The organism is Blattabacterium cuenoti (assembly GCF_014251715.1).
In the GTDB taxonomy this organism is placed as follows: Bacteria; Bacteroidota; Bacteroidia; order Flavobacteriales; family Blattabacteriaceae; genus Blattabacterium; species Blattabacterium cuenoti_M.
This window is the reverse complement of the sequence record NZ_CP059198.1, coordinates 436,566-462,788: the sequence shown is the minus strand read 5'-3', so window position 1 is coordinate 462,788 and position 26,223 is coordinate 436,566. Positions and strand designations below refer to the sequence as shown.

Annotated in this window: 21 protein-coding genes and 1 tRNA gene; 9 read left to right on the top strand and 13 right to left on the bottom strand. The window is 24.1% G+C overall.

The features are described from left to right. Window positions 1-13: 13 nt before the first annotated feature. The 3 genes from rplL to rpoC are packed head-to-tail and all read left to right on the top strand — an operon-like array spanning window position 14 to window position 8,525. The gene (rplL, locus tag H0H59_RS02275; RefSeq protein ID WP_185862011.1) at window positions 14-385 is read left to right on the top strand and encodes a 50S ribosomal protein L7/L12; all 372 of its coding nucleotides are present in this window, start codon (window positions 14-16) and stop codon (window positions 383-385) included. 50 nt (window positions 386-435) lie between these two features. Beyond that, window positions 436-4,248 carry a DNA-directed RNA polymerase subunit beta gene (gene rpoB / locus H0H59_RS02270; protein ID WP_185862010.1) on the top strand — a complete coding sequence of 1,271 codons (3,813 nt, stop codon included), beginning with the start codon at window positions 436-438 and terminating at the stop codon, window positions 4,246-4,248. Window positions 4,249-4,292: 44 nt separating this feature from the next. After that, complete coding sequence (gene rpoC / locus H0H59_RS02265; protein WP_185862009.1) at window positions 4,293-8,525, top strand: DNA-directed RNA polymerase subunit beta'; 4,233 nt, start codon at window positions 4,293-4,295, stop codon at window positions 8,523-8,525. On the opposite strand, the gene glnS is transcribed toward rpoC, so the two are convergent. Then, on the bottom strand, window positions 8,522-10,105 hold the full coding sequence (gene glnS, locus H0H59_RS02260) for a glutamine--tRNA ligase (protein WP_185862008.1): 1,584 nt from the start codon (window positions 10,103-10,105) through the stop codon (window positions 8,522-8,524). The genes rpoC and glnS overlap by 4 nt on opposite strands. A gap of 145 nt (window positions 10,106-10,250) precedes the next feature. Between glnS and H0H59_RS02255 the strand changes: the two genes are divergently transcribed. Continuing rightward, window positions 10,251-11,522, top strand: coding sequence for a bifunctional folylpolyglutamate synthase/dihydrofolate synthase (locus H0H59_RS02255; RefSeq protein ID WP_185862007.1), 1,272 nt, complete (start codon window positions 10,251-10,253; stop codon window positions 11,520-11,522). 4 nt (window positions 11,523-11,526) lie between these two features. Continuing rightward, window positions 11,527-11,602: transfer RNA gene (locus H0H59_RS02250), tRNA-Val, on the top strand. Here the strand turns inward: H0H59_RS02250 and miaA are convergent. The 7 genes from miaA to H0H59_RS02215 all read right to left on the bottom strand — a co-directional run bounded on the left by miaA (window position 11,562) and on the right by H0H59_RS02215 (window position 18,751). Beyond that, entirely contained in the window at window positions 11,562-12,509 is a 948-nt protein-coding gene (gene miaA, locus H0H59_RS02245) for a tRNA (adenosine(37)-N6)-dimethylallyltransferase MiaA (protein WP_185862432.1), read from the bottom strand. The two genes, H0H59_RS02250 and miaA, sit on opposite strands and share 41 nt — an antisense overlap. Beyond that, window positions 12,506-13,591 carry a chorismate synthase gene (gene aroC, locus H0H59_RS02240; protein WP_185862006.1) on the bottom strand — a complete coding sequence of 362 codons (1,086 nt, stop codon included), beginning with the start codon at window positions 13,589-13,591 and terminating at the stop codon, window positions 12,506-12,508. Before aroC ends, miaA begins: the two co-directional genes overlap by 4 nt. A 5-nt stretch (window positions 13,592-13,596) precedes the next feature. Next, a complete protein-coding gene (locus H0H59_RS02235; protein ID WP_185862005.1) occupies window positions 13,597-15,243 on the bottom strand; it encodes a DEAD/DEAH box helicase in 1,647 nt (548 codons plus the stop codon). Window positions 15,244-15,347: 104 nt separating this feature from the next. Then, a complete protein-coding gene (locus H0H59_RS02230) occupies window positions 15,348-16,598 on the bottom strand; it encodes an MATE family efflux transporter (protein ID WP_238785012.1) in 1,251 nt (416 codons plus the stop codon). Window positions 16,599-16,708: 110 nt separating this feature from the next. Beyond that, window positions 16,709-17,812, bottom strand: coding sequence for a glycine cleavage system aminomethyltransferase GcvT (gcvT, locus tag H0H59_RS02225; protein ID WP_185862004.1), 1,104 nt, complete (start codon window positions 17,810-17,812; stop codon window positions 16,709-16,711). Beyond that, window positions 17,796-18,209, bottom strand: a complete 414-nt coding sequence (locus H0H59_RS02220) for a 6-pyruvoyl trahydropterin synthase family protein (protein ID WP_185862003.1) — start codon at window positions 18,207-18,209, stop codon at window positions 17,796-17,798. Before H0H59_RS02220 ends, gcvT begins: the two co-directional genes overlap by 17 nt. A 2-nt stretch (window positions 18,210-18,211) precedes the next feature. Beyond that, window positions 18,212-18,751 (bottom strand): isopentenyl-diphosphate Delta-isomerase, encoded by a 540-nt coding sequence (locus H0H59_RS02215; protein ID WP_185862002.1) that lies wholly within the window; start codon window positions 18,749-18,751, stop codon window positions 18,212-18,214. Window positions 18,752-18,850: 99 nt separating this feature from the next. Here H0H59_RS02215 and H0H59_RS02210 point away from each other — a divergent pair, with 99 nt between their 5' ends. Both H0H59_RS02210 and H0H59_RS02205 read left to right on the top strand, forming a co-directional pair. Next, window positions 18,851-19,300 carry a hotdog fold thioesterase gene (locus H0H59_RS02210; protein ID WP_185862001.1) on the top strand — a complete coding sequence of 150 codons (450 nt, stop codon included), beginning with the start codon at window positions 18,851-18,853 and terminating at the stop codon, window positions 19,298-19,300. Next, entirely contained in the window at window positions 19,284-20,327 is a 1,044-nt protein-coding gene (locus H0H59_RS02205) for a chorismate-binding protein (RefSeq protein WP_185862000.1), read from the top strand. Before H0H59_RS02210 ends, H0H59_RS02205 begins: the two co-directional genes overlap by 17 nt. Here the strand turns inward: H0H59_RS02205 and H0H59_RS02200 are convergent. Further along, window positions 20,320-21,609, bottom strand: a complete 1,290-nt coding sequence (locus tag H0H59_RS02200) for an NAD(P)/FAD-dependent oxidoreductase (RefSeq protein WP_185862430.1) — start codon at window positions 21,607-21,609, stop codon at window positions 20,320-20,322. The two genes, H0H59_RS02205 and H0H59_RS02200, sit on opposite strands and share 8 nt — an antisense overlap. Before the next feature lie 80 nt (window positions 21,610-21,689). Between H0H59_RS02200 and H0H59_RS02195 the strand changes: the two genes are divergently transcribed. Continuing rightward, window positions 21,690-22,382 carry a zinc metallopeptidase gene (locus H0H59_RS02195; protein ID WP_185861999.1) on the top strand — a complete coding sequence of 231 codons (693 nt, stop codon included), beginning with the start codon at window positions 21,690-21,692 and terminating at the stop codon, window positions 22,380-22,382. Here H0H59_RS02195 and H0H59_RS02190 read toward each other — a convergent pair. The 4 genes from H0H59_RS02190 to nusB form a co-directional block, all read right to left on the bottom strand. Continuing rightward, complete coding sequence (locus tag H0H59_RS02190) at window positions 22,360-22,485, bottom strand: 30S ribosomal protein THX (protein WP_185861998.1); 126 nt, start codon at window positions 22,483-22,485, stop codon at window positions 22,360-22,362. The genes H0H59_RS02195 and H0H59_RS02190 overlap by 23 nt on opposite strands. After that, entirely contained in the window at window positions 22,469-23,077 is a 609-nt protein-coding gene (gene coaE / locus H0H59_RS02185) for a dephospho-CoA kinase (protein WP_238785011.1), read from the bottom strand. The genes H0H59_RS02190 and coaE overlap by 17 nt, the downstream gene beginning before the upstream one ends. Before the next feature lie 5 nt (window positions 23,078-23,082). Beyond that, a complete protein-coding gene (yajC, locus tag H0H59_RS02180) occupies window positions 23,083-23,412 on the bottom strand; it encodes a preprotein translocase subunit YajC (RefSeq protein ID WP_185861997.1) in 330 nt (109 codons plus the stop codon). 67 nt (window positions 23,413-23,479) lie between these two features. Further along, a complete protein-coding gene (gene nusB / locus H0H59_RS02175; RefSeq protein WP_185861996.1) occupies window positions 23,480-24,376 on the bottom strand; it encodes a transcription antitermination factor NusB in 897 nt (298 codons plus the stop codon). A gap of 98 nt (window positions 24,377-24,474) precedes the next feature. On the opposite strand from nusB, the gene H0H59_RS02170 reads away from it, so the two are divergent. Then, window positions 24,475-26,196 (top strand): ABC transporter ATP-binding protein, encoded by a 1,722-nt coding sequence (locus H0H59_RS02170; RefSeq protein ID WP_185861995.1) that lies wholly within the window; start codon window positions 24,475-24,477, stop codon window positions 26,194-26,196. The last annotated feature ends 27 nt before the right edge of the window (window positions 26,197-26,223 follow it).

Sequence of the window (26,223 nt, the reverse complement as noted above, 5' to 3'; positions counted from 1 at the left end):
AAAAAATAATAAAATGATAGAAAAATTAGCAGAACAATTAGTTAATTTAACTGTGAAACAAGTTGGGGAATTAGCTACTCTTTTAAAAAAAGAATATGGGATAGAACCATATAGTTCAGTAAAGTCAGAAGATTTTTCTAATAAAAAAGAAAAAATACTTGAAAAAAAGGAAAAAAGCATTTTTAATATAATTTTGAAATCATCTGGTAATTCTAAATTATCTGTGGTTAAATTAGTGAAAGAAATAACTGGAAAAGGCCTTAAAGAGTCTAAAAATTTAGTTGATAATATTCCTAGTGTACTAAAAGAATCTATAAATAAAAAAGAAGCAGAGGATTTAAAAAATAAATTTGAAGAAATAGGTGCTGAAATAGAATTAAAATAAATATGTTTTTTTAAAAAAAAAATTTTAAAATATCCATTAAATTAAAATTGGTGAATACAGAAAAAATATCAGAAAGAATTACTTTTGCTTCAGTGGCAAAACAAGTAGAGTATCCTGATTTTTTGGATATTCAAATAAAATCATTTAAGGAATTTTTTCAATTAGATACAAAACCAGAAGATAGAAAAAACGAAGGATTATTCAAAGCTTTTACAGAAAATTTTCCTATTTCTGATGCAAGAAATTCTTTTGTTTTGGAATTTAAAGGTTATTCCATTGATTCTCCTAGATATTCTATTGAAGAATGTATTGAAAGAGGTTTAACTTATAATGTTCCTTTAAAAGCTAAATTAAAACTCTATTGTACAGATCCTGAACATGAAGATTTTGAAACAGTATATCAAGATGTTTATTTAGGAACATATCCTTATATGACTCATTCTGGATCTTTTATTTTTAATGGTTCAGAAAGGGTAATTGTCTCTCAGTTACACCGTTCTCCAGGAGTTTTTTTTGGACAATCTCATCATGCGAATGGAACTAAACTTTATTCTGCTAGGATTATTCCATTTAAGGGATCATGGATAGAATTTGCTACGGATATTAATAATGTCATGTATGCATATATAGATAGAAAGAAAAAATTACCAATGACTACTTTATTACGTGCTATAGGATATGAAAGAGATAAAGATATATTGGAAATATTTGATTTATCTGAAGAAGTAAAAATAATAGACAATGGAAAAAATATTTTAAATAGAACTTTAGCAGCTAGAGTTTTAAAAATTTGGCATGAAGATTTTGTAGACGAAGATACAGGAGAAGTAGGATCGATAGAAAAAAATGAAATTATTATAGAAAGAGATGTTTTTTTAAAACAAGAACATATTGATCTTATGAAAAACCACGAAATAAAAACTGTTTTATTACATAAAGAAGGAGGAAGAAAAAAAGATTATTCTATTATTTATAATACTTTACATAAGGATCCAACAAATTCAGAAAAAGAAGCAGTAGAATATATTTATAGACAACTTCGGAATACTGAACCCCCAGATGAAGAAACCGCTAGAGGGGTTATAGATAAACTTTTTTTTTCCGATACTAGATATAGTTTAGGTCCTGTAGGAAGATATCGTTTAAATAAACGTCTTGGTTTAAAAATAGATCCAAATTATTTAGTTTTAACTAAAAAAGATATTATTGCTATAGTAGAACATTTAAATGCTTTATTTAATTCTAAAAGAGAAGTAGATGATATTGATCATTTATCTAATAGACGAGTAAGAACTGTTGGAGAACAACTTTATGCTCAATTTAGTATTGGTTTAGCTAGAATGGCTAGAACAATAAGAGAAAGGATGAATGTACGTGATAATGAAGTGTTTATGCCTATAGATCTTATAAATGCTAAAACTTTATCATCTGTAATAAATACTTTTTTTGGAACAAATCAATTATCTCAATTTATGGATCAGACAAATCCATTATCTGAAATAACTCATAAAAGGAGGTTATCTGCTTTGGGTCCTGGTGGATTATCTAGAGAAAGGGCTGGGTTCGAAGTAAGAGACGTAAATTATTCTCATTATGGAAGATTATGTCCAATAGAAACTCCAGAGGGGCCTAACATAGGATTAATTTCTTCTCTTTCTGTTTTTGCTAAAATAAATAATATGGGATTTGTTGAAACCCCTTATCGTATAGTAGATCATCAAAAAGTAGATTTAAAATCTAAAGTAAAATATTTAAGTGCAGAAGAAGAAGAAGGTAAAATTATAGCACAAGCTAATGCAATTGATAAAAATGGAAATTTTTTTTCTAATAGAATTATAGCTCGTGAAGATGGAGATTTTCCAATTGTAAAACCAAATCAAGTGGATTATATAGATATTGCTCCTAACCAAATAGCTTCTATATCTGCGTCTTTAATCCCTTTTTTAGAACATGATGATGCAAATAGAGCACTTATGGGTTCTAATATGATGCGTCAAGCAGTTCCATTATTGCAACCTGAGGCTCCTATTGTAGGAACTGGATTAGAAAAACAAGTAGCAAGAGATTCTCGTATTTTAATTAATGCAAAAAAAAATGGAGTAGTAGAATATATTGATGCCAAAAAAATAATTATTCGTTATGATAAAACGGATAAAGAGGCTTTAGTAAATTTTGATTCTGAAGTTCAAGTTTATGATTTAATTAAATTTAGAAAAACAAATCAAAATACATGTATTACTTTAAAACCTATTGTAAAACAGGGAATGAAAGTTTTTAAAGGACAAATTTTATGTGAAGGATATGCAACAGAAAATGGAGAATTAGCTTTAGGAAGAAACTTAAAAGCAGCTTTTATTCCGTGTAATGGATATAATTTTGAAGATGCTGTTTTAATTTCTGAGAAAGTAGTAAGTGAAGATTGGTTTACTTCAATACATATAGATGAATATTCTTTGGATGTTCGAGATACAAAACTAGGTATGGAAGAATTAACGAATGATATTCCCAATGTAAGTGAGGAAACTACTAAAGACTTAGATGAAAATGGGATTATAAGGGTAGGTGCTGAAGTAAAACCTGGAGATATTCTTATTGGAAAAATAACTCCAAAAGGAGAATCTGATCCTACTCCAGAAGAAAAATTATTAAGAGCTATTTTTGGAGATAAAGCAGGAAATGTTAAAGATGCATCTTTAAGAGCAGAACCATCGTTATTCGGAGTTGTTATAGATACAAAACTTTTTACTAGAAGCATAAAAGACAAAACATCTAGAGCTAAGGATAAAATAAAAATAGAATTTTTAGAAAAAAAATATAAAGAAAAATTTTTAAATCTTAGAACTCTTTTATTAAAAAAATTGTTATTTATTTTAAATGGAAAAAAATGTTATAATTCCGTTTTTAATGCAAAAAAAGAAGAAATTATAGAAAAAGGAGTTACTTTTTCTATAAAAATTTTTGATAGTATATCGGATTATATAGGTATTTATTCAAATAATTGGGTTGATAATATAAAAACTAATAATTTAATATCAGAAATTTTACATAATTACCAAATTTCGTTTAATGATTTAACTAATTCTTTAAAACATAAAAAATTTTCTATCACGGTTGGAGATGAATTACCTTCTGGAATCGTTAAAATGGCAAAAGTGTATATAGCTAAAAAAAGAAAATTAAAAGTAGGAGATAAAATGGCTGGAAGACATGGTAATAAGGGGGTTGTTGCACGTATTCTTAGAGAGGAAGATATGCCTTTTTTAGAGGATGGAAGTCCAGTTGATATTGTTTTAAATCCATTAGGAGTTCCTTCTAGAATGAATATAGGACAAATATATGAGACCGTATTAGGTTGGGCTGGACAAAAATTGAATATAAAATTTTCAACCCCTATATTTGATGGAGCATCTATAGAAAAAATTTGTGAATTTACAGATAAAGCTTTAATTCCTCGTTTTGGTACAACTTATTTATTTGATGGAGGAACTGGGGAAAGATTTGATCAACCCGCTACGGTTGGAGTTATATATATGTTAAAATTAGGACATATGGTAGATGATAAAATGCATGCTCGTTCAATAGGACCTTATTCTTTAATTACTCAACAACCTTTAGGTGGTAAAGCTCAATTTGGAGGTCAACGTTTTGGAGAAATGGAAGTTTGGGCATTAGAAGCTTTTGGGGCATCTAATATTTTACGTGAAATATTAACCGTAAAATCAGATGATGTCGTTGGAAGAGCTAAAACTTATGAATCTATAGTAAAAGGAGACCCTATGCCTGAACCAAATAATCCAGAGTCTTTTAATGTTCTTTGTTATGAATTAAAAGGATTAGGATTAGATATTCGTTTAGAAGAGTAGTAAAATATAAGTATTGTAATGTTTTTTTTATATCAAAAAAAATCATGAATAAAAAAAAGAATAATAAATTTAATAAAGTAATTATTCGATTAGCTTCTCCTGAAGTTATTTTAAAAGAATCACATGGAGAAGTATTAAAGCCAGAAACGATAAATTATCGAACTCATAAACCGGAAAGAGATGGTCTTTTTTGTGAACGTATTTTTGGTCCTGTAAAAGATTATGAATGTGCATGTGGCAAATATAAAAGAATTCGTTATAAAGGAATTGTTTGTGATAGATGTGGAGTTGAAGTTACAGAAAAAAAAGTAAGAAGAGAACGTATGGGACATATTAGTCTTGTTGTTCCGGTTGTTCATATTTGGTGTTTTCGTTCATCTCCTAATAAAATTGGCTATTTATTAGGATTACCTTCTAAAAAACTTGAAATGATTATTTATTATGAACGATATGTAGTAATTCAAGGAGGTGTCTCTTTTCGTTCAGATGGATCTCCTTTCCAAAAAGGAGATTTTCTTACTGAAGAAGAGTATTTATATGTTTTAAATAATATTCCAAAAGGAAATCAACAGTTAGAAGATTCTGATCCAAATAAATTTATTGCTAAAATGGGAGCAGAATGTATAAAAGAATTATTAAATCGTATAGATTTAAATATTTTATCAATTGAATTGAGAAATTTAGCTAATAATGAGACTTCTAAACAAAGACGTATTGAAGCATTAAAACGTTTGCAAATAGTAGAATCTTTTAAAGAAGGAAAAAAAAATGGAGGGAATGCAGCTTGGATGATTATCCATGTGTTATCCGTAATTCCACCTGAATTGAGACCTTTAGTCCCTTTAGATGGAGGCCGTTATGCTGCTTCAGATATGACAGACTTATATCGTCGCGTACTTATAAGAAATAATCGTTTAAAAAGACTTATAGAAATTAAAGCTCCTGAAGTTATTTTGAGAAATGAAAAAAGAATGCTTCAAGAAGCTGTAGATTCTCTTTTTGATAATTCAAGAAAAGTATCTGCCGTAAAATCGGAAGCTAATCGTCCTTTAAAATCTTTATCTGATGCTTTAAAAGGGAAACAAGGTCGTTTTAGACAAAATCTTTTAGGGAAAAGGGTTGATTATTCTGCACGATCTGTTATTGTAGTAGGACCTCATTTAAAATTGCATGAATGTGGACTTCCTAAAGATATGGCAGCTGAACTTTATAAACCTTTTGTAATAAGAAAATTAATTGAAAGAGGAATAGTAAAAACTGTTAAATCTTCTAAAAAAATTATTGATAAAAGAGATCCAATAATTTGGGATATTTTGGAAAATTCATTAAAGGGACATCCCATATTATTAAATAGAGCTCCTACTTTACATAGATTAGGAATTCAAGCTTTTCAACCTAAATTAATAGAAGGAAAAGCAATTCAATTACATCCTTTAGTTTGTGCAGCTTTTAATGCTGATTTTGATGGGGATCAAATGGCCGTTCATCTTCCATTATCCCATGGAGCTATTTTAGAAGCTAAACTTTTAATGTTAGCATCTCAAAATATATTAAATCCTGCTAATGGATCTCCTATTACAGTTCCTTCTCAAGATATGGTATTGGGGTTATATTATATGACTAAACCTTTATTATCAAATTCTATAAATAAAGTAAAAGGAGAAGGATATATTTTCTATTCTTCAGAAGAAGTTGAAATAGCATATAATCAAAAAGTAGTAGATTTACATGCTTTAATTAAAGTTAAAGTTAATATTCGTGAAAAAGATAAATTTTTTAAAAAATTAATAGAAACTACTGTAGGTAGAGTTTTATTTAATCAAGTTGTCCCAAAAAAAGTAGGATATATTAATGAATCTCTTACAAAAAAATCATTAAGAGAAATTATAGGAAAAATATTACATCTTACAGATGTTCCTACTACTGCAAATTTTTTAGATAATATTAAAGAATTAGGTTTTTATAATGCATTTAAAGGGGGTCTTTCTTTTGGATTAGGTGATATTATTATTCCTGATAATAAAAAATATATGGTTCATCACGCTATTAAACAGGTTGATAATGTGAAAATGAATTATAATATGGGATTGATTACGAATAATGAACGTTATAATCAAGTAATTGATATATGGACAAATACTAATGCTATGCTTACAGAAAAAGTAATGAAATATATGCGTGAAGATAGACAAGGATTTAATCCTGTATATATGATGTTAGATTCTGGAGCTAGAGGATCAAAAGAACAAATACGTCAACTTTCTGGAATGCGCGGTTTAATGGCAAAACCTCAAAAAGCAGGATCTCCTGTAGGAGAAATTATTGAAAATCCTATTTTATCTAATTTTAGAGAAGGACTTTCTATTTTAGAATATTTTATATCTACTCATGGAGCACGTAAAGGATTAGCAGATACCGCATTAAAAACTGCAGATGCAGGATATCTTACAAGACGTTTGGTAGATGCAGCACAAGACGTAATTATCAAAATAGAAGATTGTAATACTTTACGTGGTTTAGAAATATCTGCATTAAAAAAAAATGAAGAAATAGTTGATACTTTATTCGATAGAATTTTAGGTCGTATATCATTAAATGATATATTTAATCCCATTAATAATAAATTAATAGTAGCTTCTGGTGATATGATTCATGAAACAATAGCCAGAATCATTGATGAATCTGAAATTGAAATAGTAGAAGTACGATCTCCTCTTACTTGTGAAGCAAAAATGGGGATTTGTTCTAAATGTTACGGACGTAATTTATCTACAGGAGAAATAGTACAAAAGGGAGAAGCGGTAGGGGTTATTGCTGCACAATCTATTGGAGAACCTGGAACTCAATTAACATTACGTACTTTTCATGTAGGAGGAACTGCTGGAAATATTACAGAATCTTCACAAATAAGAGCTAAATATGATGGAATAATAGAATTTGAAGATTTAAAATTTGTAAAAATAAAAAAAAATTATAATAAGGTAGGAATAGTAGTTTCTAGATCTACAGAAATGAAACTTTTTAATAAAGAAAAATCATCTATTTTAATGGTTAATAATATTCCTTATGGAGCATCTTTATATGTTAAACATGGAGATCAATTAAAATCTGGTGATTTAATTTGTAGATGGGATCTGTATAATGCCGTTATTATTGCAGAATTTTCAGGAATTATATCTTATCAACATTTAGAACAAGGTGTTACTTTTCAAGTAGAAATAGATGAGCAAACTGGATTTCAAGAAAAAGTAATAACAGAAGTAAGAAATAAAAATTTAGTTCCAACATTGAAAATATTGAATCATGAAAATGAAGAATTAAAAGTGTATAATTTACCGGTTGGAGCTCATTTAATGGTAGAAGATGAGGAAAAAATAGATATAGGAAAAATTTTAGTAAAAGTTCCAAGAAAATCAGCAAAATCTGGAGATATTACGGGAGGGTTACCTCGTTTATCTGAATTATTTGAAGCCCGTAATCCTTCTAATCCAGCTGTAGTATCAGAAATGGATGGGATAGTAAGTCATGGTAAAATAAAACGAGGAAATAGAGAAATTATAGTAGAATCTAAAACAGGAGAAATTAGAAAATATCTTGTAAAATTATCTAATCAAATACTTGTTCAAGAAAATGATTATGTAAAAGCAGGAACGCCTTTATCAGATGGGGCTGTAACTCCTAATGATATTTTGAACATAAAAGGGGCTAGGGCAGTTCAAGAATATTTAGTTAAAGAAATACAAGATGTATACCGTTTACAAGGTGTAAAAATTAATGATAAACATTTTGAAGTGATTGTATTACAAATGATGAGAAAAGTAGAAGTAATTGATGTTGGAGATACTAAATTTTTAGAAGGGAATATTGAATATAAAGATGATTTTATAGAAGAAAATGATAGAATATCTCAAATGAAAGTAGTAGAAAATTCAGGAGATTCAGAAATTTTTAAAAATGGAGAAATTATTAGTTATAGAGATTTTAGAAATGAAAATGCTGTTTTGAAATATAAAAATAAAAAATTAATAAAAACTAGAAATGCTATTTCTGCTACCGCTAGACCTATATTACAAGGAATAACTAAAGCAGCTTTACAAACTAAATCTTTTATATCTGCAGCTTCATTTCAGGAAACTACAAAAGTTCTTAGTGAAGCAGCTATAAGTAGTAAAACTGATTGTTTATATGGATTAAAGGAAAATGTTATAGTAGGACATAAAATTCCTGCAGGAACTGGATTAAGAGAATATGAAAATATTTCTGTAAAACTTATTTAGTTTTTATTATCCCATTGGTTTTTTATGGATGCCGTTTTATTGAAAATCATTTTATTAACATTAATGCTTTCTACATAAAAATACCCAATTCTTTGAAATTGAAAATGATTTCCTATTTTTGCTTTTTTTAAAGAAGGTTCTGCGTATCCTATAATTTCATCTTTTGATTTTGGATTGATACATGTATGGAAATTATTTGTATTACTTTTCAAAAAAAGTGTATTGTATAAATTAATAACTATGGGGAAAGAATGTTTTATAGAGACCCAATGCAAGGTACTTTTTATTCTTTTTTTTTCTTTTATTTTTTCTCCAGATTTACTTTTTGTATCATAAGTACAATGTATTTCCTTTATTTTTCCTTTAGAATTTTTTATTATGTAATTTGCTTTTATGATATAAGCATTTTTTAATCTTACTTCTTTTCCAATACAAAGACGAAAAAAATTTTTTTCTTGTTTTTCCAAAAAATCATTTTCTTCAATATATAAAAACTTAGAAAAAGGAATTTTTCTATTTCCAAAATTAGAATTTTCTGGATTATTTTCGGCTGACATCCATTCAGTTGTATTAATGGAATAATTATCAATAATTAATTTAATGGGGTGTAATACAACCATAACTCTAGGAGCTATTTTATTCAAATGTTCTCTAATACAAAATTCTAAAGAAGATATATCAATAACATTATTTCTTTTTGTCACTCCTATTTTATGAATAAAATTTTTTAAAGCAATAGAGGTATATCCTTTTCTACGTAATCCAGAAACTGTTAATATTCGTGGATCATCCCAAGATGGAATAATTTTTTTTTCAATTAAATATTGAATTTTTCTTTTACTAGTTATAGTATGACTTAAATTTAATCTTGAAAATTCTATTTGTTTTGGCCTTATTTTTTTACTATCTTGTATTTGATCTAAAAACCAGTTATATAATGGACGTCTATTTTCAAATTCCAATGAACATAAAGAATGAGATATTTGTTCAATATAATCACATTGTCCATGAGTCCAATCATAAGTAGGATAAATACACCATTTATTTCCAGTTCTATGATGTTTTTTTTTCAAAATTCTATACATGATTGGATCTCGCATATTCATATTTGAAGAACTCATATTAATTTTTGCTCTTAAAACACAAGATCCTTCCTTAAAAAAACCATTTTTCATTTTTTCAAAAAAATATAAATTCTCATCTATAGATCTATTTCTATAATCACTATGAATACCAATTTCAAAAGGGTTTTTTCTTTGAAATTGTATTTTATTTTTAGATTGCTTATCTACATAAGCTTTATTTTCTTTAATTAATTTTATAGCCCATTCATATAATTTTTGAAAATAATCTGAAGCATAGCTTTCAATATTCCATTTAAAACCTAAAAAAATAATATCTTTTTTTATAGATTTTATAAAATCCTTATTTTCTACTATAGGATTAGTATCGTCAAATCTTAAATTAACTGGAGATTTATATTTTTTACCTAACTCAAAATTTATACATATAGCTTTTATATGTCCAATATGAAGATAACCATTTGGTTCAGGAGGAAAACGAAATCTAATCTTATCCATAGGAAATCCATTTCCTATATCTTCCTCTATAATTTTTTCAATAAAATGTGATTCTATTATATTAATTAGAAATCAATTTTAATGCGAATATAATTATTTTTTTTTAAAAAATATATTTTTGCTATATCATTTTAATACTTGTAATTTGAATTATTTAGAAACAGTTCAATGGATTTTTAAACGTCTTCCTATTTATCAAAATACAGGATTAAAATCATATAAACCAGGGTTAAAAAGAATACAAAATTTTTGTTCTTATTTAGGAAATCCTCAAAATTTTTTTAAAAGTATACATGTTGGTGGAACAAATGGAAAAGGATCTACAGTACATATGTTATCTTCTATTCTACAAGAAGAAAAATATAAAATTGGATTATTTACTTCTCCTCATATAATAGATTTTAGAGAAAGAATAACTTGTAATGGAATATTAATAGATGAAAATTTTATTGTAGATTTTATTAAAAATAATAAAAATTTTATAGAAAAAGAAAATATTTCATTTTTTGAAATGAATACGGCTTTAGCTTTTCAATATTTTAAAGAAAAAAAAGTAAATATAGCAATCATTGAAGTTGGAATGGGAGGAAGATTAGATTCAACTAATATTATTATTCCAGAAATATCTGTAATCACTAATATCAGTATAGATCATACAGAAACCCTTGGAAATAACAAATTAAAAATTGCTTTAGAAAAAGCAGGAATAATTAAGGAAAACGTATCTGTAATAGTAGGAAAAAATATATCAAAAAAAATACAATTTATTTTTTTAAAAGAAGCTTTTAAAAAAAATGCTCCAATTTATTTTTCTATAAAAAATAAAAATGATTTTAAATATGAAATACCTTTTAAAGTAAATTATCAAAATTTTAATAAAAATATTGTATTAAAAATTATAAATATTTTACATCATAGAAAAAACATTTTTATTTCTCATCAATCTATAAAAGAAGGATTAAAAAACGTAATAAAAAATACAAATTTTAAAGGACGATGGCATATTTTACAAAAAAAAAATCCAAAAATAATCTGTGATATAGCTCATAATGAAGAAGGGATTTCTATGATTAATTATCAATTAAAAAAAGAATCATATAAAAAATTACATTTAGTTTTAGGATTTGTTAAAGAAAAAAGAGTAGAAAAATTATTAAAATATTTTCCTATTGAATCTTTTTATTATTTTTGTCAACCTAATATAGGTAGAAAATTTCCAATTTTTGATTTAAAAATATTAGTAAATAAAATATTTAAAAATAGTAAAAAAATAAATTTTTTTTATTCTGCAGAAAAAGCTTTTTTATCCGCAAAAAGTAAAGCTAAAAAAAATGATTTAATATTAATAAGTGGAAGTACGTTTATTGTATCTGAAATTTTATTATATTATAAAAATTTTTTTCTTACATTTGAATAAATAAGGGCAATTAGCTCAGTTTGGTTTAGAGCATCTGTTTTACAAGCAGGAGGTCACTGGTTCAAATCCAGTATTGCCCATTTTTTTTAAAATAAAATTTAAAATTTTTTCTTTTTCTTTTGGATTAAACCATGTAATATAAGGATCTTTTTTATACCAAGTTAATTGTCTTTTTGCATATTTTCTAGTATTTTTTTTTATTTTTTCTACAGTTTCATTAAAATAATTTTTTTTACATTTATTGGAAATAAATTCAAATATTTCTTTATAACCTATAGTTTGCAAACTATTTAAATTTCTTTGATCATAATATAGTTTTGCTTCATCTAAAAAACCCTTTTCCATCATATTTTCAACTCTATTATTTATTCTAGAATAAATTTTATCTTTTGGCATTATTAATCCTATTTTTAAAACTATAAAATTTCTTTTATATGGTTTTTTTTTTTGAAAAAAAAAGGAAGGATGATATCCTGTGGATTTTACTATTTCTAAATATCGTATTAAACGTCTTGGATTATGAATATCTATTAATTCCCCTTGTTTTTTAATTTTCATAAATTCTTTTTGTAAAAAAGATATTCCTTTTTTTTTAAAGGAAAAAATCAAATTATTTCTAATATTAAAATCTATTTTAGGAATTTCTGATAAACCTTCTGTTACAGATTTTTCATATAAACTTGATCCTCCCACCATAATCAAAATAGAATATTTATTAAATAATTTTGAAATTCTTTCTAAAGAATCTGTTTCAAAATATTTTGCATTATAAGTATGATTAATGCTTAAATGTCCTATAAAATGATGAGGGATGCGATTAAGTTCTTCCATAGTAGGCATAGCAGTCCCAATTCTTAATTCTTTATAGAATTGTCTAGAATCACAAGATAAAATTTCAGTTTTAAATTTTTCAGCTAAAAATAAGGATATAGAAGTTTTTCCTATTCCTGTTGGTCCTAAAATAAAAATGATAAATTTATAACTCAATTAAAAATTGAAGAATATTTAGATAATTTAGTATACATCCAATAATCAGCTAAAACTAAAGCGGTCATAGCTTCTACAATAGGAATAGCACGAGGTAAAACACAAGGATCATGTCTTCCTTTTCCCTCCATTAAAACAAAATTTCCATGTTTATCTATAGTTTTTTGTTTTTTCATTATTGTAGCTACAGGTTTAAAAGCTATTCTAAAATAAATATCCATTCCATTTGATATTCCTCCTTGTATTCCTCCAGATAAGTTTGTTTTGGTTTTTCCATTTGGATAAAAAAAATCATTATGTTGAGAACCAGTTAATTTAGTTCCAAAAAAACCACTTCCATATTCAAATCCTTTTACAGCATTAATTGATAACATAGCTTTTCCTAATTCTGCATGTAATTTTTCAAAAACAGGTTCTCCAATTCCTATTGGAATATTTTTAATCACACAAATAATGGTTCCACCTATAGTATCTCCTTTATTTTTTATTTTTTTAATTTCATCGATCATTTTTTCTGCAACATCTGGATCAGGACATCTTATAGTATTTTTTTCTATTGATTCTCTAGATAAATCTAAATCTTTATAAGATTTATTAACGGATATTTTACCTACAGAAGAAACATAAGATGTTATGATGATCTTTTTTATTAATTGTTTAGCTATAGCTCCAGCTACTACTCTACATATTGTTTCTCTTGCAGAAGAACGGCCTCCTCCTCTATAATCTCTTATTCCGTATTTATTTGTATATGTAAAATCTGAATGAGATGGTCTATAAATATTTTTTATATGTTTATAATCACTTGATTTATGATCTTTGTTATAAATAACAAAACCAATAGGAGTTCCAGTCGTTTTTTTTTCAAAAATTCCAGATAAAAAATTAACTTTATCTGGTTCATTTCGTTGAGTCACGATAGATGATTGTCCTGGTTTCCTACGATTTAATTCATATTGAATTTCTTCAAAATTTAATTCTAAACCAGATGGACATCCATCAATAACTCCACCCAAAGCTTCTCCATGACTTTCTCCGAAAGTACTAACTCTAAATAAATTTCCAAAAATATTCCCTGCCATAAGTTTTAATTTTTAGTTTCTATAGAAATAGGTCTTCCCAAATGATTTATTCTACTCATTCCTATTAATATTTTATTTTTAAAACGTTTTTCTACCTCAAATAATGAAAAATTTGATAAAATTTCTATATGTCCAATATTAATACGTGAATTATTAACTGCTTGATTAATTAAATTTATCAATCCTAATTTTGTTAAATTATCTTTATATCCTATGTTTAAAAAAAGTTTAGAAAAGGATTCTTTTCTTAATTTTTTTGACCTTAAAAAAGGTTTTTTTTTGAACTTGTTTACTATAGAGTAGGGAGTATAAATGGGATTTATATTTTTATAATCTTTAGAATTTTTATAAAAATTTATAAATCGATGAAATTCAATCCAAGAAAATCGTTTTATCAATTCTTTTTTATCAAAAAATTCTAAATTTTTTTGTATATTTGGAAGAAATTTCTGCATTAATTGTTCATCTACAACAACTTTTTTTACTTTTTCTATAAAATGTAATAATTGTTTTTCGCATATTTCTTTTCCTGTAGGAACCATGATACGTTTAAAATTTTTTCCTATTTTTTTTTCAAATTCTCTTATATTCTTACTTTCTCTAGCATGAATAATACAAACGGAAATTCCAGATTTTCCAGCTCTTCCAGTACGACCACTTCTATGTACATAAATTTGACTTTCTTTCGGAAGATTATAGTTAATAACATGAGTTATATTATTTACATCTAATCCACGAGACGCTACATCCGTTGCTACTAAAAATTGTAAATTTTTATTTCTAAATCTCCTCATAACAAATTCACGTTGTGTTTGTGAAAGATCTCCATATAAAGCGTCTGCGTTATACCCATCTTGAATTAAAGATTCAGCTATTTCTTTAGTTTCTTTTTTAGTACTACAAAATATAATTCCATATATTTCTGGATTAATATCTACAATTCTTTTTAAGGCTAAATATTTTTTTTTAAAATTTTCAACCATATAATACACATGTTTAACATCGTCAGCCACTTCATTTTTTTTTCCTGTAATTATTTCTACAGGATTTTTTAAATAAGTATGCGCTATCTCATTCATATATTTAGACATTGTTGCGGAAAAAAGAAGACTTTGTCTTTTTTTTGGTAATTTATGGATTATATAATCTAATTCTTCTTTAAATCCCATATTCAACATTTCATCCGCTTCATCAAGTATCAAATATTTAATTTGATTAAGATGTAATTCCTTTCTTTTAATTAAATCAATAACTCTTCCTGGAGTACCTATTATGATATGAGTTTTTTTTTGTAGTGATTTAATTTGATATTCAATATTTACTCCACCATACAAAGAAATAATACGAATTAATGATAAAAATTTAGTAAAACGACAAAAATCACGTGTAATTTGTATACAAAGCTCCCTTGTAGGACATAAAATTAAAGATTGAGGTCTATTTAATTCAAAATCAACTTTTTGAATAATTGGTAATCCAAAAGCAGCTGTTTTCCCTGTTCCTGTTTGAGCTAATGCGATGATATCTCTTTCTGAAGAAAGCAAAAAGGGAATTACCTTTTCTTGTATAGGTGTTGGATATTTAAAACCTATTTCTTCTAAAGATTGAAGAATTTTATCGTTAAAAAAATTGTATTCTTTAAATGTTTTCATAAAAAAATGGTTAAAAAATACCATTTCTTAATTTTTGTTGCATATAACAAATATAAATATTTAATTATTATTATTGTAATAAAATGAATTTATTTAATTGAATATTAGTTTATTATTGTATTTTTATTATTTATAAGTCTTTTAGTTATAGTTTCATATCTTATAAAAAGTAATATAGATGATATAAAAAGGCCTAACCCTAAACCAATCCATACTCCTATTCCTCCTATTTTAATAGATAAAAACCAAGCTGTAGGTAAAGCAATAATCCAATAAGAAAAAAAACTAATCCACATAGGTATGCGAACATCTTGTAATCCTCTTAAAGCTCCAAGGATAATTCCTTGTAAACCATCAAATAATTGAAATAATCCAGCAATAAAAATCATTTTTTTTGCTATACGAATTACTTCATCATCATTTTTTATATACATATAAGGAATTTCATTTCTAAAATAAATAAAGATAAAACTGCAAATAAGCATAAAAATAACTCCCATAAAAATAATAGATTTTCCTATTATTCTTAATTCAGAATAATTTTTTAAAGCAAAATTATTTCCTATTCTTACTGTTGCTGCTACAGAAAGACCAGTACTAAGAAGAAAACTAGAAGATACTAAACTAATAACTATCTGGTGAGCAGCTAAAACTTTTATTCCACATTTTCCTGATATAAAAGAAGAAATAGCAAAAGTACTCATTTCAAATAATACATGTAATCCAGAAGGAATACCAATTTTTAGTATTTTTTTTATATATTTTTTTTTAAAAAAAAAATATTTTAAATAATTGTAATAATCATGTACTTTTTTATATTTATATAATAATAATATAATTCCTATTAACATGATTATGCGAGAGATTAAAGTTGCATAAGCGACACCTATTATTCCTAATTTAGGAAATCCTAAGCTTCCATTAATAAACATATAATTTAATATTAAATTAATTAAAGCTGAAATCCAAGTAATAATAAGACTCGGATATACTAGGGATAATCCTTCAGAAAATTTTCTAAAAACTTCGAATATCATCCATGGAATAAAAGAAATAGCTATTATTCTCAAAAAAGAGATAGTTTCATTTAAAATTTCTTCAGGTTGTCCTAAATAGGGTAAAATATAAAAAAATATATGTATAAACCCATACATTAATATGGATAAAAATAAGTTTATTATTAATCCATGATATAAAATAATAGCACCTTTTTTGTACTCCCCTTTTGCATCAGTTGATGCAATCAAAGAAGATATAGCTGTAGTAATTCCCAATCCAAAAATAATCATAATAAAAAAAACAGCATTAGCCAATGAAACTGAAGCTAATGCTGTTTTTCCTAAAAGACCGACCATCATATTATCAGATAAACTTATGCATATCAAACCTAATTGAGTTAAAAATACAGGAACAGCTAATAAAAAATTTTTTTTAAAATGTTTATAATAAATATTTTTTTTTATTTTTATTTTTTATAAAAAGGTAATTTTACTATTTTTATAGGTACCTTTTTTTTTCTTATTGAAATAAATACAGGTTTTTTTTTTTTATTATCTAAATATCCTAATCCAATGCCTTTTTTTAGAATTGGAGAAAAAATACCAGAAGTTACACTTCCAATAATAATTTCATTTTCATCTATTAATGGATATCCTTCTCTTGGTATTTTTCCTTTTTCTTCTATAATAAAAGATGTAAATTGTTTGTGTTTCCCTTCTTTTTTTTGTTTTTGCAATATTCCTTTTGCAAGAAATTTTTTTTTAAATTCTATTATCCAAGATAATCCAGCTTCTATAGGAGTTATTTTTTCAGAAATATCTTTTCCATACAAACGATAACCCATTTCCAATCTCAATGAATTTCTACTTGCTATTCCACAAGGAATTATTTTTTCTATTTCTAATATAGAATTCCATATTTTTTCAGCATATTTATTAGGTATATAAATTTCTATTCCTTTAGATCCAGTATAACCTGTACAAGAAATTAATACTTTCTTTACTCCTGAAAATTCACCAATATCAAAATGATAAAAAGGAATTTTATGCAATATTATATTTGTTAATTTTTGAATATAAAATAAAGACATAGGTCCTTGTATAGCTAAAAGAGAATATTCTTTAGAAAAATCTATTAATTCTATATTAGAAAATATATTTTTATTTATATAATAATTGATCCATTTTTTATTTTTTTCAATATTAATTGCATTAACTATAAGTAAAAATTTTTCTTCTGAAATTTTATAAATAACTAAATCATCTATAATTCCTCCATAATTATTAATAAAACAAGAATATTGAGCTTGTCCTATTTTTATTTTAGATAAATCATTTGTGGTTAAATACTGAATCATCTCCATAGAAGATTTTCCTTTTAAAATAAATTTTCCCATATGACTAACATCAAAAATACCGGATGTATTTCTAACAGCCATATGTTCTATTAAAGAAGAAGTATATTGAAGAGGCATGCAAAATCCAGAATAATCAACCATTTTAGCCCCTAAACGTAAGTGATTTTTATATAAAATTGTTTTTATCAAATTTTTATTATTTCTTCCCGTCATATTCAACAAAATTATTTACTGTTTCATATAAAGTTATTTTTAAATCTAAATTAGAAGATATTCTTTTATTTATTTTATTCCATATGAAAATAACAATATTTTCTGCAGTAGGATTAATAGAGTAAAATTCTTTTATATCTAAATTAATATTTTTATGATCAAAAAGTTCTTCAATTTCGTCATAAAGAATATTTTTTAATTTTTGCAAACTTAAAACAAATCCTGTTGTTGGATCTATTTTTCCTGTAATACTAACAATATATTCATAATTATGTCCATGATAGTTTAAATAAGCACATTTTCCAAATATTTCAATATTTTTTTTATAATCCCAATGATGATTATAAAGTCGATGAGCAGCACTAAAATGTCCTTTTCTACTTATAGTTGCTTTCATTTTTATTTTTTTATTAATTTATTTTTATAATTTTTTAGAATTATTTTTAACCAAATTGTATAAGAATTTGGATTAATATGAATATTTTTAATCAACTTATTTAATGAAATCCATTTCCAATTGTCTACTTCTTTGTAATTTATTATTGGAGATTTTTCGTAAAATCCTACAAAAACATGATCTAATTCATTTTCTATTAATCCATTATTGAAAAATTTATAATAAGTAAAACAAAATTTTTTTTTTAAAAAACAATCAAATCCCATTTCTTCTATTAAACAACGATGTGCTGCCATTAAAACAGATTCATTTTTTTTAGGATGGCTACAACATGTATTAGTCCAAAGCATAGAAGAATGATATTTTTTGGAAGACCTTTTTTGTAACATTAAATCATCATTTTTTATATTAAAAATAAATACAGATACAGCGCTATGAAATAATCCTTCTGTATGAATTTTTTCTTTTTTTTCAAAACCAATAATTTTATTTTTTTCTCCAATTAAAGGAATAAAATCATCATTTATTTTTTTTTTTTTCATATTCATTAATTTTTAATTTTTATTTTTAGTCAAAAAAAAAGTCACGTAAATTAGTACAATAAATTTATGTGCATTTTAATTTTTTAAGTGTTTTTTTATATGAAAGAAAAAATTCAAAAATTATTAAATGAATTAAATAATTTAAAAAAAAATACCTTGATAAGTGATATGCATATTCAATTTATTTATTTATCCACAAAATTAGATATTTTAACAGCAAAAATGCCTATCAATAATAAAATGTTACAGCCTTTTGGATATCTTCATGGAGGAGCTACAATGATTTTATCTGAAAGTGTAGGAAGTTCTTTATCTTTTATTAATATTTATAAAAAAAAAAATATAAATGTTTTTAATATTGAAATTTCTGCAAATCATATTCATAGTATAAAAAAAGGAATTTTATTTTCAAAGGCTAAAATGATTTGTAAGGGAAATACTTTACATGTTATTAAAATTCATATTTATAACGAAAAAAAAAAAATTATTAGTTTTTGCAAAATGACTAATATTATAATTTCAAAAAAAAAATATGATAAAAAAAATTAGTATTTTTTCCTTATATAAAAAAATTATAAAAAATTATTGGGATCATAATAATTTTGTTCTTTTTAGAAGACCTAATGAAAAAAAAGTTTTTTTTTATTCTCATTATGATTCTCAAGGAGAAAAATTTTTTTTAATTCAAGATTTTGATAAAAATTATACGATAAAAATAAAACCTAAAAAAATTTATTTTGTAGAAATAAAAGAATCTTTATTAGATAATAATAATAATTTTACTTTTTTCAAAAATTCTTCTTTTTTAATTTTTTCTTATAAATATAAAAATATAATAGAAAAAGCAATAAAAAATATTAAAAAAGGTTTTTTTAAAAAAGTAGTTTTATCACGATCTATAAAAATTTCTTTTCAAAATTTTTCTTTAAAAGAAACTTTTAAAAAGTTAATTTTTTCTTATCCTAATGCTTTTATTAGTCTTTGGTATGATGTTGATCATGGATTTTGGATAGGATCTTCTCCAGAATTATTAATGAAATGTAATAAAAAAGAATTTAAAACATCAGTTTTAGCAGGAACTATTTGGGGTAACTATAAATGGACCAAAAAAGAAATAAAAGAACATCAAATTGTAATAAAATATATTATTCATTTATTAAAATCTTATAAAGGATCCATTATTATAGAAAAAACTAAAATAGAGAAAATAGGTCATTTAAAACATTTAAAAACACCAATTTCTTTTTCTTTTTTAAAAGAACCTGATTTTTATGAAATTTTAAATCGGATGCATCCTACTCCTTCTATATGCGGATTCCCTAAAAAAGAATCTTTAAAATTTATTCAAAAACATGAAGAATATAAAAGGAACTTTTATACAGGATATATAGGAATTGTAGATAAAAAAAATATGGAATTATACCTTAATTTAAGGTGTGCAAGAATAAAAGAAAATAAGAAAGAAATAACATTATATGCAGGAAGTGGTATTACGATGAATAGTAATGTTAATCATGAATATATAGAAACAGAAAATAAAATAAAAAATATTCTTTCTAAATTGGTTTTTAAATGATCTTTTTTTTTCTATTTTTTCTATTAAATGGTCTTATAATTAAACGTACACTTTTATTATAATGAAAATATTGAATAATCCAATTGGTTAAGGCTATCACTCTATTTCTAAACCCAACTAAACTTACTAAATGAACAAACATCCAAACAATCCATGCTAAAAAACCCTTTAATTTAAAAAAAGGAAAATCACATACTGCTTTATTTCTCCCTATAGTTGCCATAGAACCTAAATTTTTGTAAATAAAAGGTTTTATCCATTTTTTTTCTTCTTGAAAAGAATTAAAATTTTCTGCTAAATAATTACCTTGTTGTATAGCAGGTTGCGCTGTCATAGGATGTCCATTTGGATAGCTTTTCATATAAGCAATATCTCCAATAGCAAAAATATTTTTATATTTTATAGCTTTAAGATAATTGTTTACTAAAATTCTATTACTTTTTATATCTTCTTTTAAAAAACCTTTTATTATAGCTCCTTTTACTCCTGCAGCCCATATAACATTAGCGGATTCTATTTTTTTATTTTTTTCTATAAAAACTATTTTTCCATCATAATCTTTAACTAAACAATTTAACCAAATAATAACACCTAATTCTTTCAAATTTTTATAAGCTTGTTTGGCTGATTTTTCTGACATACCATCTAATAGTCTTGGAGTCCCTTGTAATAAATGAATATTCATAGATTGAATATTTAAATCTGGATAGTCATGTGGAAGTATGTATTTTTTCATTTCAGCTAAAGCTCCAGCAAGTTCTACTCCAGTTGGCCCTCCACCTACAATAACAAAAGTCATAAGCCTTTCTCTTTCTTTATCATTTTTTATGAGTAAAGCAGATTCAAAATCTTGTAAAATTAGACTTCTAAGATTTAAAGCTTCTGGGATAGATTTCATTGGTAATGAAAAAAATTCAATATTTTTATTACCAAAATAATTAGTAACAGATCCTGTAGCTATAATTAAATAATCATAAGATAAATCTCCTATATTTGTATATATTTTTTGTTTTTCTGTATTTATATAATGAACATAAGCTAATCTAAAAAAAAAGTTTTTTGTTTTTTTTATAATATTTCTAATAGAATGTGCTATAGAATCTGGTTCTAATCCAGCTGTTGCTACTTGATATAATAAAGGTTGAAAAGTATGATAATTGTTTTTATCGATGAGGATAACCTGAAATTTATCTCTTCTCAATTTTTTTGCTACTTGTAATCCAGCAAATCCAGCGCCAATGATTACGACTCTTTTTAAATTGTTTATTATTGGAATATTCATAATCAGAAGTTTGAAAGATAAATTTATATATATTTTCATTTTAATTGATAAATTAATAATTTTGTTTTAAAATAGATTCTATGACTTACTATTTTATTTTGGGGACTACTTTTTTATTAAGTGTTATTGTGAATATTATATTAAAAAATAAATTCAGAATTTATTCCAAATTTTATTTACATTCTAATATGAGTGGAAAAGAAATAGCGGAAAAAATGCTAACAGATCATGGTATTTATGACGTAAATGTTCTTTATACTGAAGGAGATCTTACAGATCATTATAATCCTTTAAATAAAACAATCAATTTGAGCGAAAAAGTTTTTTATGAAAAAACAGCAGCTTCTGCTTCGGTAGCTGCACATGAGTGTGGACATGCATTACAACATAAATTAGGTTATAGTTTATTGAGTTTACGAAATCATTTGATTCCTATTATAAATTTTAGTTCTATGTTTACTAACATTGCTATCATATCTGGATTGACTATTTTTTACAGTTCAGGTGGAAAAGATTCTTTTATACTTAAATTAGGAATAGGATTATTTTTTTTAGTTGTTTGTTTTTCTTTTATTACGTTACCAATAGAATTTGACGCAAGTAATAGAGCTTTAAATTGGATGAAAAATAAAAATATAGTAAATTATCAAGAATATAATAAAGCAAAAGAATCTTTAAATTGGGCAGCTATGACTTATGTTATCTCTGCTTTAGGAAGTTTAGCACAATTAATATATTTTTTATCTTTTCTTACGGGGGAGAAAGACGAATAATTTTTTTTTTCTTTTTTCTATCATTTTTTGGATTTGGACGAAGATTTCCATAAGTTTTATTTTTTATTTTTCCTCTTCTGGTTTTTTTATCTCCTTTTCCCATAATAATATAAATTTTTTAATAATTCATGTATTTTATCTGCTTTATAATGAAGATAAGTTGTAGATAAATGGTTTCTAATAATCATATTAGATTTTTTTTCTCTTTTTTTATTAGATATTTGATTTTTTAAACGATAGATAATTTGATTTTCACTTAAATTATCTCTTTTTATTATTCTTTCAATCATTTTTTCTATAGGAGAAGTTATAGTAATAATAAAATCACATTCTTTATAACTTTCACTTTCAAATAAAATAGCAGATTCTTTGATTATGTATAAAGTTTTTTTTTGTATTGAAGATTTCCAATTTTTAAAATCAATAGAAATCCATGGATGAACAATAGAGCATAATAATCTTAATGCTATAGGATTTTTAAATACGATTTTTGATAAAAAAGTTTTATTTATTTTTTCTTTTTTATAAGAATTTTTACCAAAAAATTTTATAATATTTTTCTTTATAATTTTTATTTTATTCATTAATATTTTACCTCTTTGATCCGAGTAATATATAGGGACTCCTTTTTTTTTAAAAAAAGAAGAAAATAAACTTTTTCCAGATCCCATTTTTCCAGTGATTCCTATTAACATAAACTTTATTTTTTTTCTTTTTCTTTTTTTTGATCTTCATCATTATTATTATAACGTAATTGGGTTAATTCTTTGGAAATTGTATTTTTTTCAAATTTTATTTTTCCTGTAATTGTTTCTAGTACACAAAAGTTATCTGTAATAACTATGATTTTACCGTGTATTCCTGAATTTGTTACTATATTATTCCCTTTTTTTAAATTTTTTTGAAATTTTTTTTCAATTTTTTGTTTTCTAATTTGAGGACGTATCATAAAAAAATAGAATATAATGAAAATTAATGCAAACATCCAAATAGTATTTGCAATAGAGTTTTGTTGTAATAAAAAAAACATAAAATAATATTTTAAAAATATAAAAATAGTGAACTATAAAATATATTTTAAGGATTTTTCCTATATTTTATTTTTTTTTGTATAAAAGCTTAAATATTTGATCTAATATTCCATTAATAAAAATTTTGCTTTTTTCCATGCAAAATATTTTTGTAATTTCTATATATTCATTCATTGTCGCTTTTGGAGGAATATTAGGAAAATACAAAAATTCACAAATAGCCATTTGTAATATAATTAAATCTAGAATTGCTATTCTTTTTATATCCCAATTATTTGATATATTATTAATTAAATCATTAAATTCCTTTTTATGAAAAATAGTATTTCTATATAATTTAATAATAAATTTTTTATTTTCATCATTTTTATAAATATTATATAATTTAAAATTAACTGGAGTATAATGTTTTATAAATCGTAAAGTTTTACATACCATGGTATGAGCTATACATAAATTTTCCTGTCCATGAATATATAAATCTTCTATATATTCTATTAATCTTTTATTAGGAATAATAAAATTTTTGTAATATTTTATAATAAATTTTTTTTCTTCTTCAAAAGAAAGATCAGTTTTATCACAAAAATTATTGTATAAAGTTGATTTTTGCATTTCTTTCAAAAAAAGAAAAATATATTCATTTTGTTTTTTCCACAATATTTTTCCAGAATTTTCTGAAGAATTACATTCTTTTATTAAATATTTGTTATTAGATAATATTTGTATTACGGAATTATATGCAATTTTTTTTATAAAAAAATCATTATGCTTATTTTTTTTAAAATTTATAGCGTTTTCTCTAATTTTTAAAATTAAACAAAGAAGAAAAATATATAAATTATGTAATTCTTCAATACTTTGAAGCATATTAACTTCAACTTGATTAGAATCCATTTTAGATAAATATTGAGCATATAAAAATTGTAAACCTCTTATTCTAAAGTATCGTCTTATAGACATTTTTTATTAAAAATGTTGATTTTTATATACAACAAAATTTTGTTGCAATTATATAAATAAGAAATCAAACTTAAAAAGTTTGTATTTTTGCATATTATATGAGTGGTTTATTTGCTTTTAGCAAAAAATATTGTCAAAGATACAAATTACGTTTGTGTATAGGATTTTTATTAATTGTAATATCAAATATTTTAACTTTACTTCCTATTTCTTATATAGGAAAATCTATTAATACAATTAAAAATTTATTTACAAATTTTTCTAATACACAAAATTATTTTTTCTTAAAAAAAGATATTTGTATTTATACCAGTATAATATTAATAGTTCCAATTATAGGAGGATTTGTAAAATATCACATGCGTCAATGTATTATTACAACATCTAGAATGATAGAATTTGATATAAAAAATGAAATTTTTTCACATTATCAAAAATTAAATTTGTCTTTTTATAAAAAAAATTCTACAGGAGATTTAATGAATCGTCTTACGGAAGATGTTTCTTTTATAAGGCAATATATAGGTCCTGGAATAATGTATTTTGTTAATCTTATGGTTCTTTTTTTTATGGTTTTTATACAAATGTTTAGAATTAATAAAACATTAACTTTTTATGTAATATTTCCCATTCCTATTCTTTTTATTTTTATTTATTGTATTAGCATTTTTATTACTAAAAAAAGTGAGGAGGTACAAAATTATCAGTCTTTTATATGTTCTTTTATTCAAGAAACTTTTTCTGGAATTCATGTTATAAAATCGTTTGCTGTTGAACCTTTTTTTCAGGAAAAATACAAAAAAATCGTTTTAAAATATCAAAAAAAAAATATAGAATTAACAAAAATTGATACTATTTTATCTTCTTTTATTATATTTTTTATAGGAATTAGTCATTTATTAATTCTTTTTTTTGGAGGAAAAAAATATTTTGAAGGAGAAATAAAAGAAATAGGAACTATTGCTGAATTCTTTACATATATTAATATTTTAATTTTTCCTTTTATTATATTAGGATGGGTAGTCTCTATTGTAGAAAAAGCTAAAGTATCACAAATTAGGATAAGTGAATTTTTAAAAGAAAAACCAAGAATATTTAATAAAAATTTGATAAAAAAAAAAATTTTAGGCACTGTTCAATTTAAAAATGTTAGTTTTATTGATGAAAATAAAATAAAAACTAAAAATCATATAATTAATAAAATATCTTTTACCCTTATGAAGGGAGAAACTTTAATTTTAACAGGAGAAACAGGATCTGGAAAAACTACTATTGGTAGATTAATATCACGTTTATATGATCCACATAAAGGTGAAATATTAGTGGATAATTTATCTTTGAAAAATCATAATTTATATGATTTTAGAAATCATATCGGTTATGTTCCACAAGAATCTTTTTTATTTTCAGATTCTATTTATAATAATATAGCTTTAGGAAGTATAAAAAAAGTTTGTCCATATAATGTGTATGATGCGGCTAGAAAAGCTATGATAGAAGATGATATATTAAATTTTAAAAATGGATATGAAACAGTTATAGGAGAAAGAGGAATTACTTTATCTGGAGGACAAAAACAAAGAATATGTATAGCAAGAGCTCTTATAAGAAATCCAAAAATTCTTATATTTGATGATAGTTTTTCTGCTATAGATCAAAAAACTAGAAAATTAATTATTCATTGTATCAAAAAAAAAATGAAAAACAGCACTATCATTATTATTACGCATGATATTTCTTATATATCTGATTTTGATTTATTTATTGTATTAAAAAATGGAAAGATATCAAAAATAAAAAATCATAATATTTTTTTATAAATTTTAAAAAAAAAATAATCCTCCTAA

Bases quoted from the DNA above. Each gene is read 5' to 3' on its own strand.
- rplL (WP_185862011.1), top strand. From the start codon at position 14: ATGATAGAAAAATTAGCAGAACAATTAGTTAATTTAACTGTGAAACAA.
- rpoC (WP_185862009.1), top strand. From the start codon at position 4,293: ATGAATAAAAAAAAGAATAATAAATTTAATAAAGTAATTATTCGATTA.
- glnS (WP_185862008.1), bottom strand. From the start codon at position 10,105: ATGGATAAGATTAGATTTCGTTTTCCTCCTGAACCAAATGGTTATCTT.
- aroC (WP_185862006.1), bottom strand. From the start codon at position 13,591: ATGGCAGGGAATATTTTTGGAAATTTATTTAGAGTTAGTACTTTCGGA.
- H0H59_RS02235 (WP_185862005.1), bottom strand. From the start codon at position 15,243: ATGAAAACATTTAAAGAATACAATTTTTTTAACGATAAAATTCTTCAA.
- H0H59_RS02230 (WP_238785012.1), bottom strand. From the start codon at position 16,598: ATGGTCGGTCTTTTAGGAAAAACAGCATTAGCTTCAGTTTCATTGGCT.
- gcvT (WP_185862004.1), bottom strand. From the start codon at position 17,812: ATGACGGGAAGAAATAATAAAAATTTGATAAAAACAATTTTATATAAA.
- H0H59_RS02220 (WP_185862003.1), bottom strand. From the start codon at position 18,209: ATGAAAGCAACTATAAGTAGAAAAGGACATTTTAGTGCTGCTCATCGA.
- H0H59_RS02215 (WP_185862002.1), bottom strand. From the start codon at position 18,751: ATGAAAAAAAAAAAAATAAATGATGATTTTATTCCTTTAATTGGAGAA.
- H0H59_RS02210 (WP_185862001.1), top strand. From the start codon at position 18,851: ATGAAAGAAAAAATTCAAAAATTATTAAATGAATTAAATAATTTAAAA.
- H0H59_RS02205 (WP_185862000.1), top strand. From the start codon at position 19,284: ATGATAAAAAAAATTAGTATTTTTTCCTTATATAAAAAAATTATAAAA.
- H0H59_RS02200 (WP_185862430.1), bottom strand. From the start codon at position 21,609: ATGAATATTCCAATAATAAACAATTTAAAAAGAGTCGTAATCATTGGC.
- H0H59_RS02195 (WP_185861999.1), top strand. From the start codon at position 21,690: ATGACTTACTATTTTATTTTGGGGACTACTTTTTTATTAAGTGTTATT.
- H0H59_RS02190 (WP_185861998.1), bottom strand. From the start codon at position 22,485: ATGGGAAAAGGAGATAAAAAAACCAGAAGAGGAAAAATAAAAAATAAA.
- coaE (WP_238785011.1), bottom strand. From the start codon at position 23,077: ATGTTAATAGGAATCACTGGAAAAATGGGATCTGGAAAAAGTTTATTT.
- yajC (WP_185861997.1), bottom strand. From the start codon at position 23,412: ATGTTTTTTTTATTACAACAAAACTCTATTGCAAATACTATTTGGATG.
- nusB (WP_185861996.1), bottom strand. From the start codon at position 24,376: ATGTCTATAAGACGATACTTTAGAATAAGAGGTTTACAATTTTTATAT.
- H0H59_RS02170 (WP_185861995.1), top strand. From the start codon at position 24,475: ATGAGTGGTTTATTTGCTTTTAGCAAAAAATATTGTCAAAGATACAAA.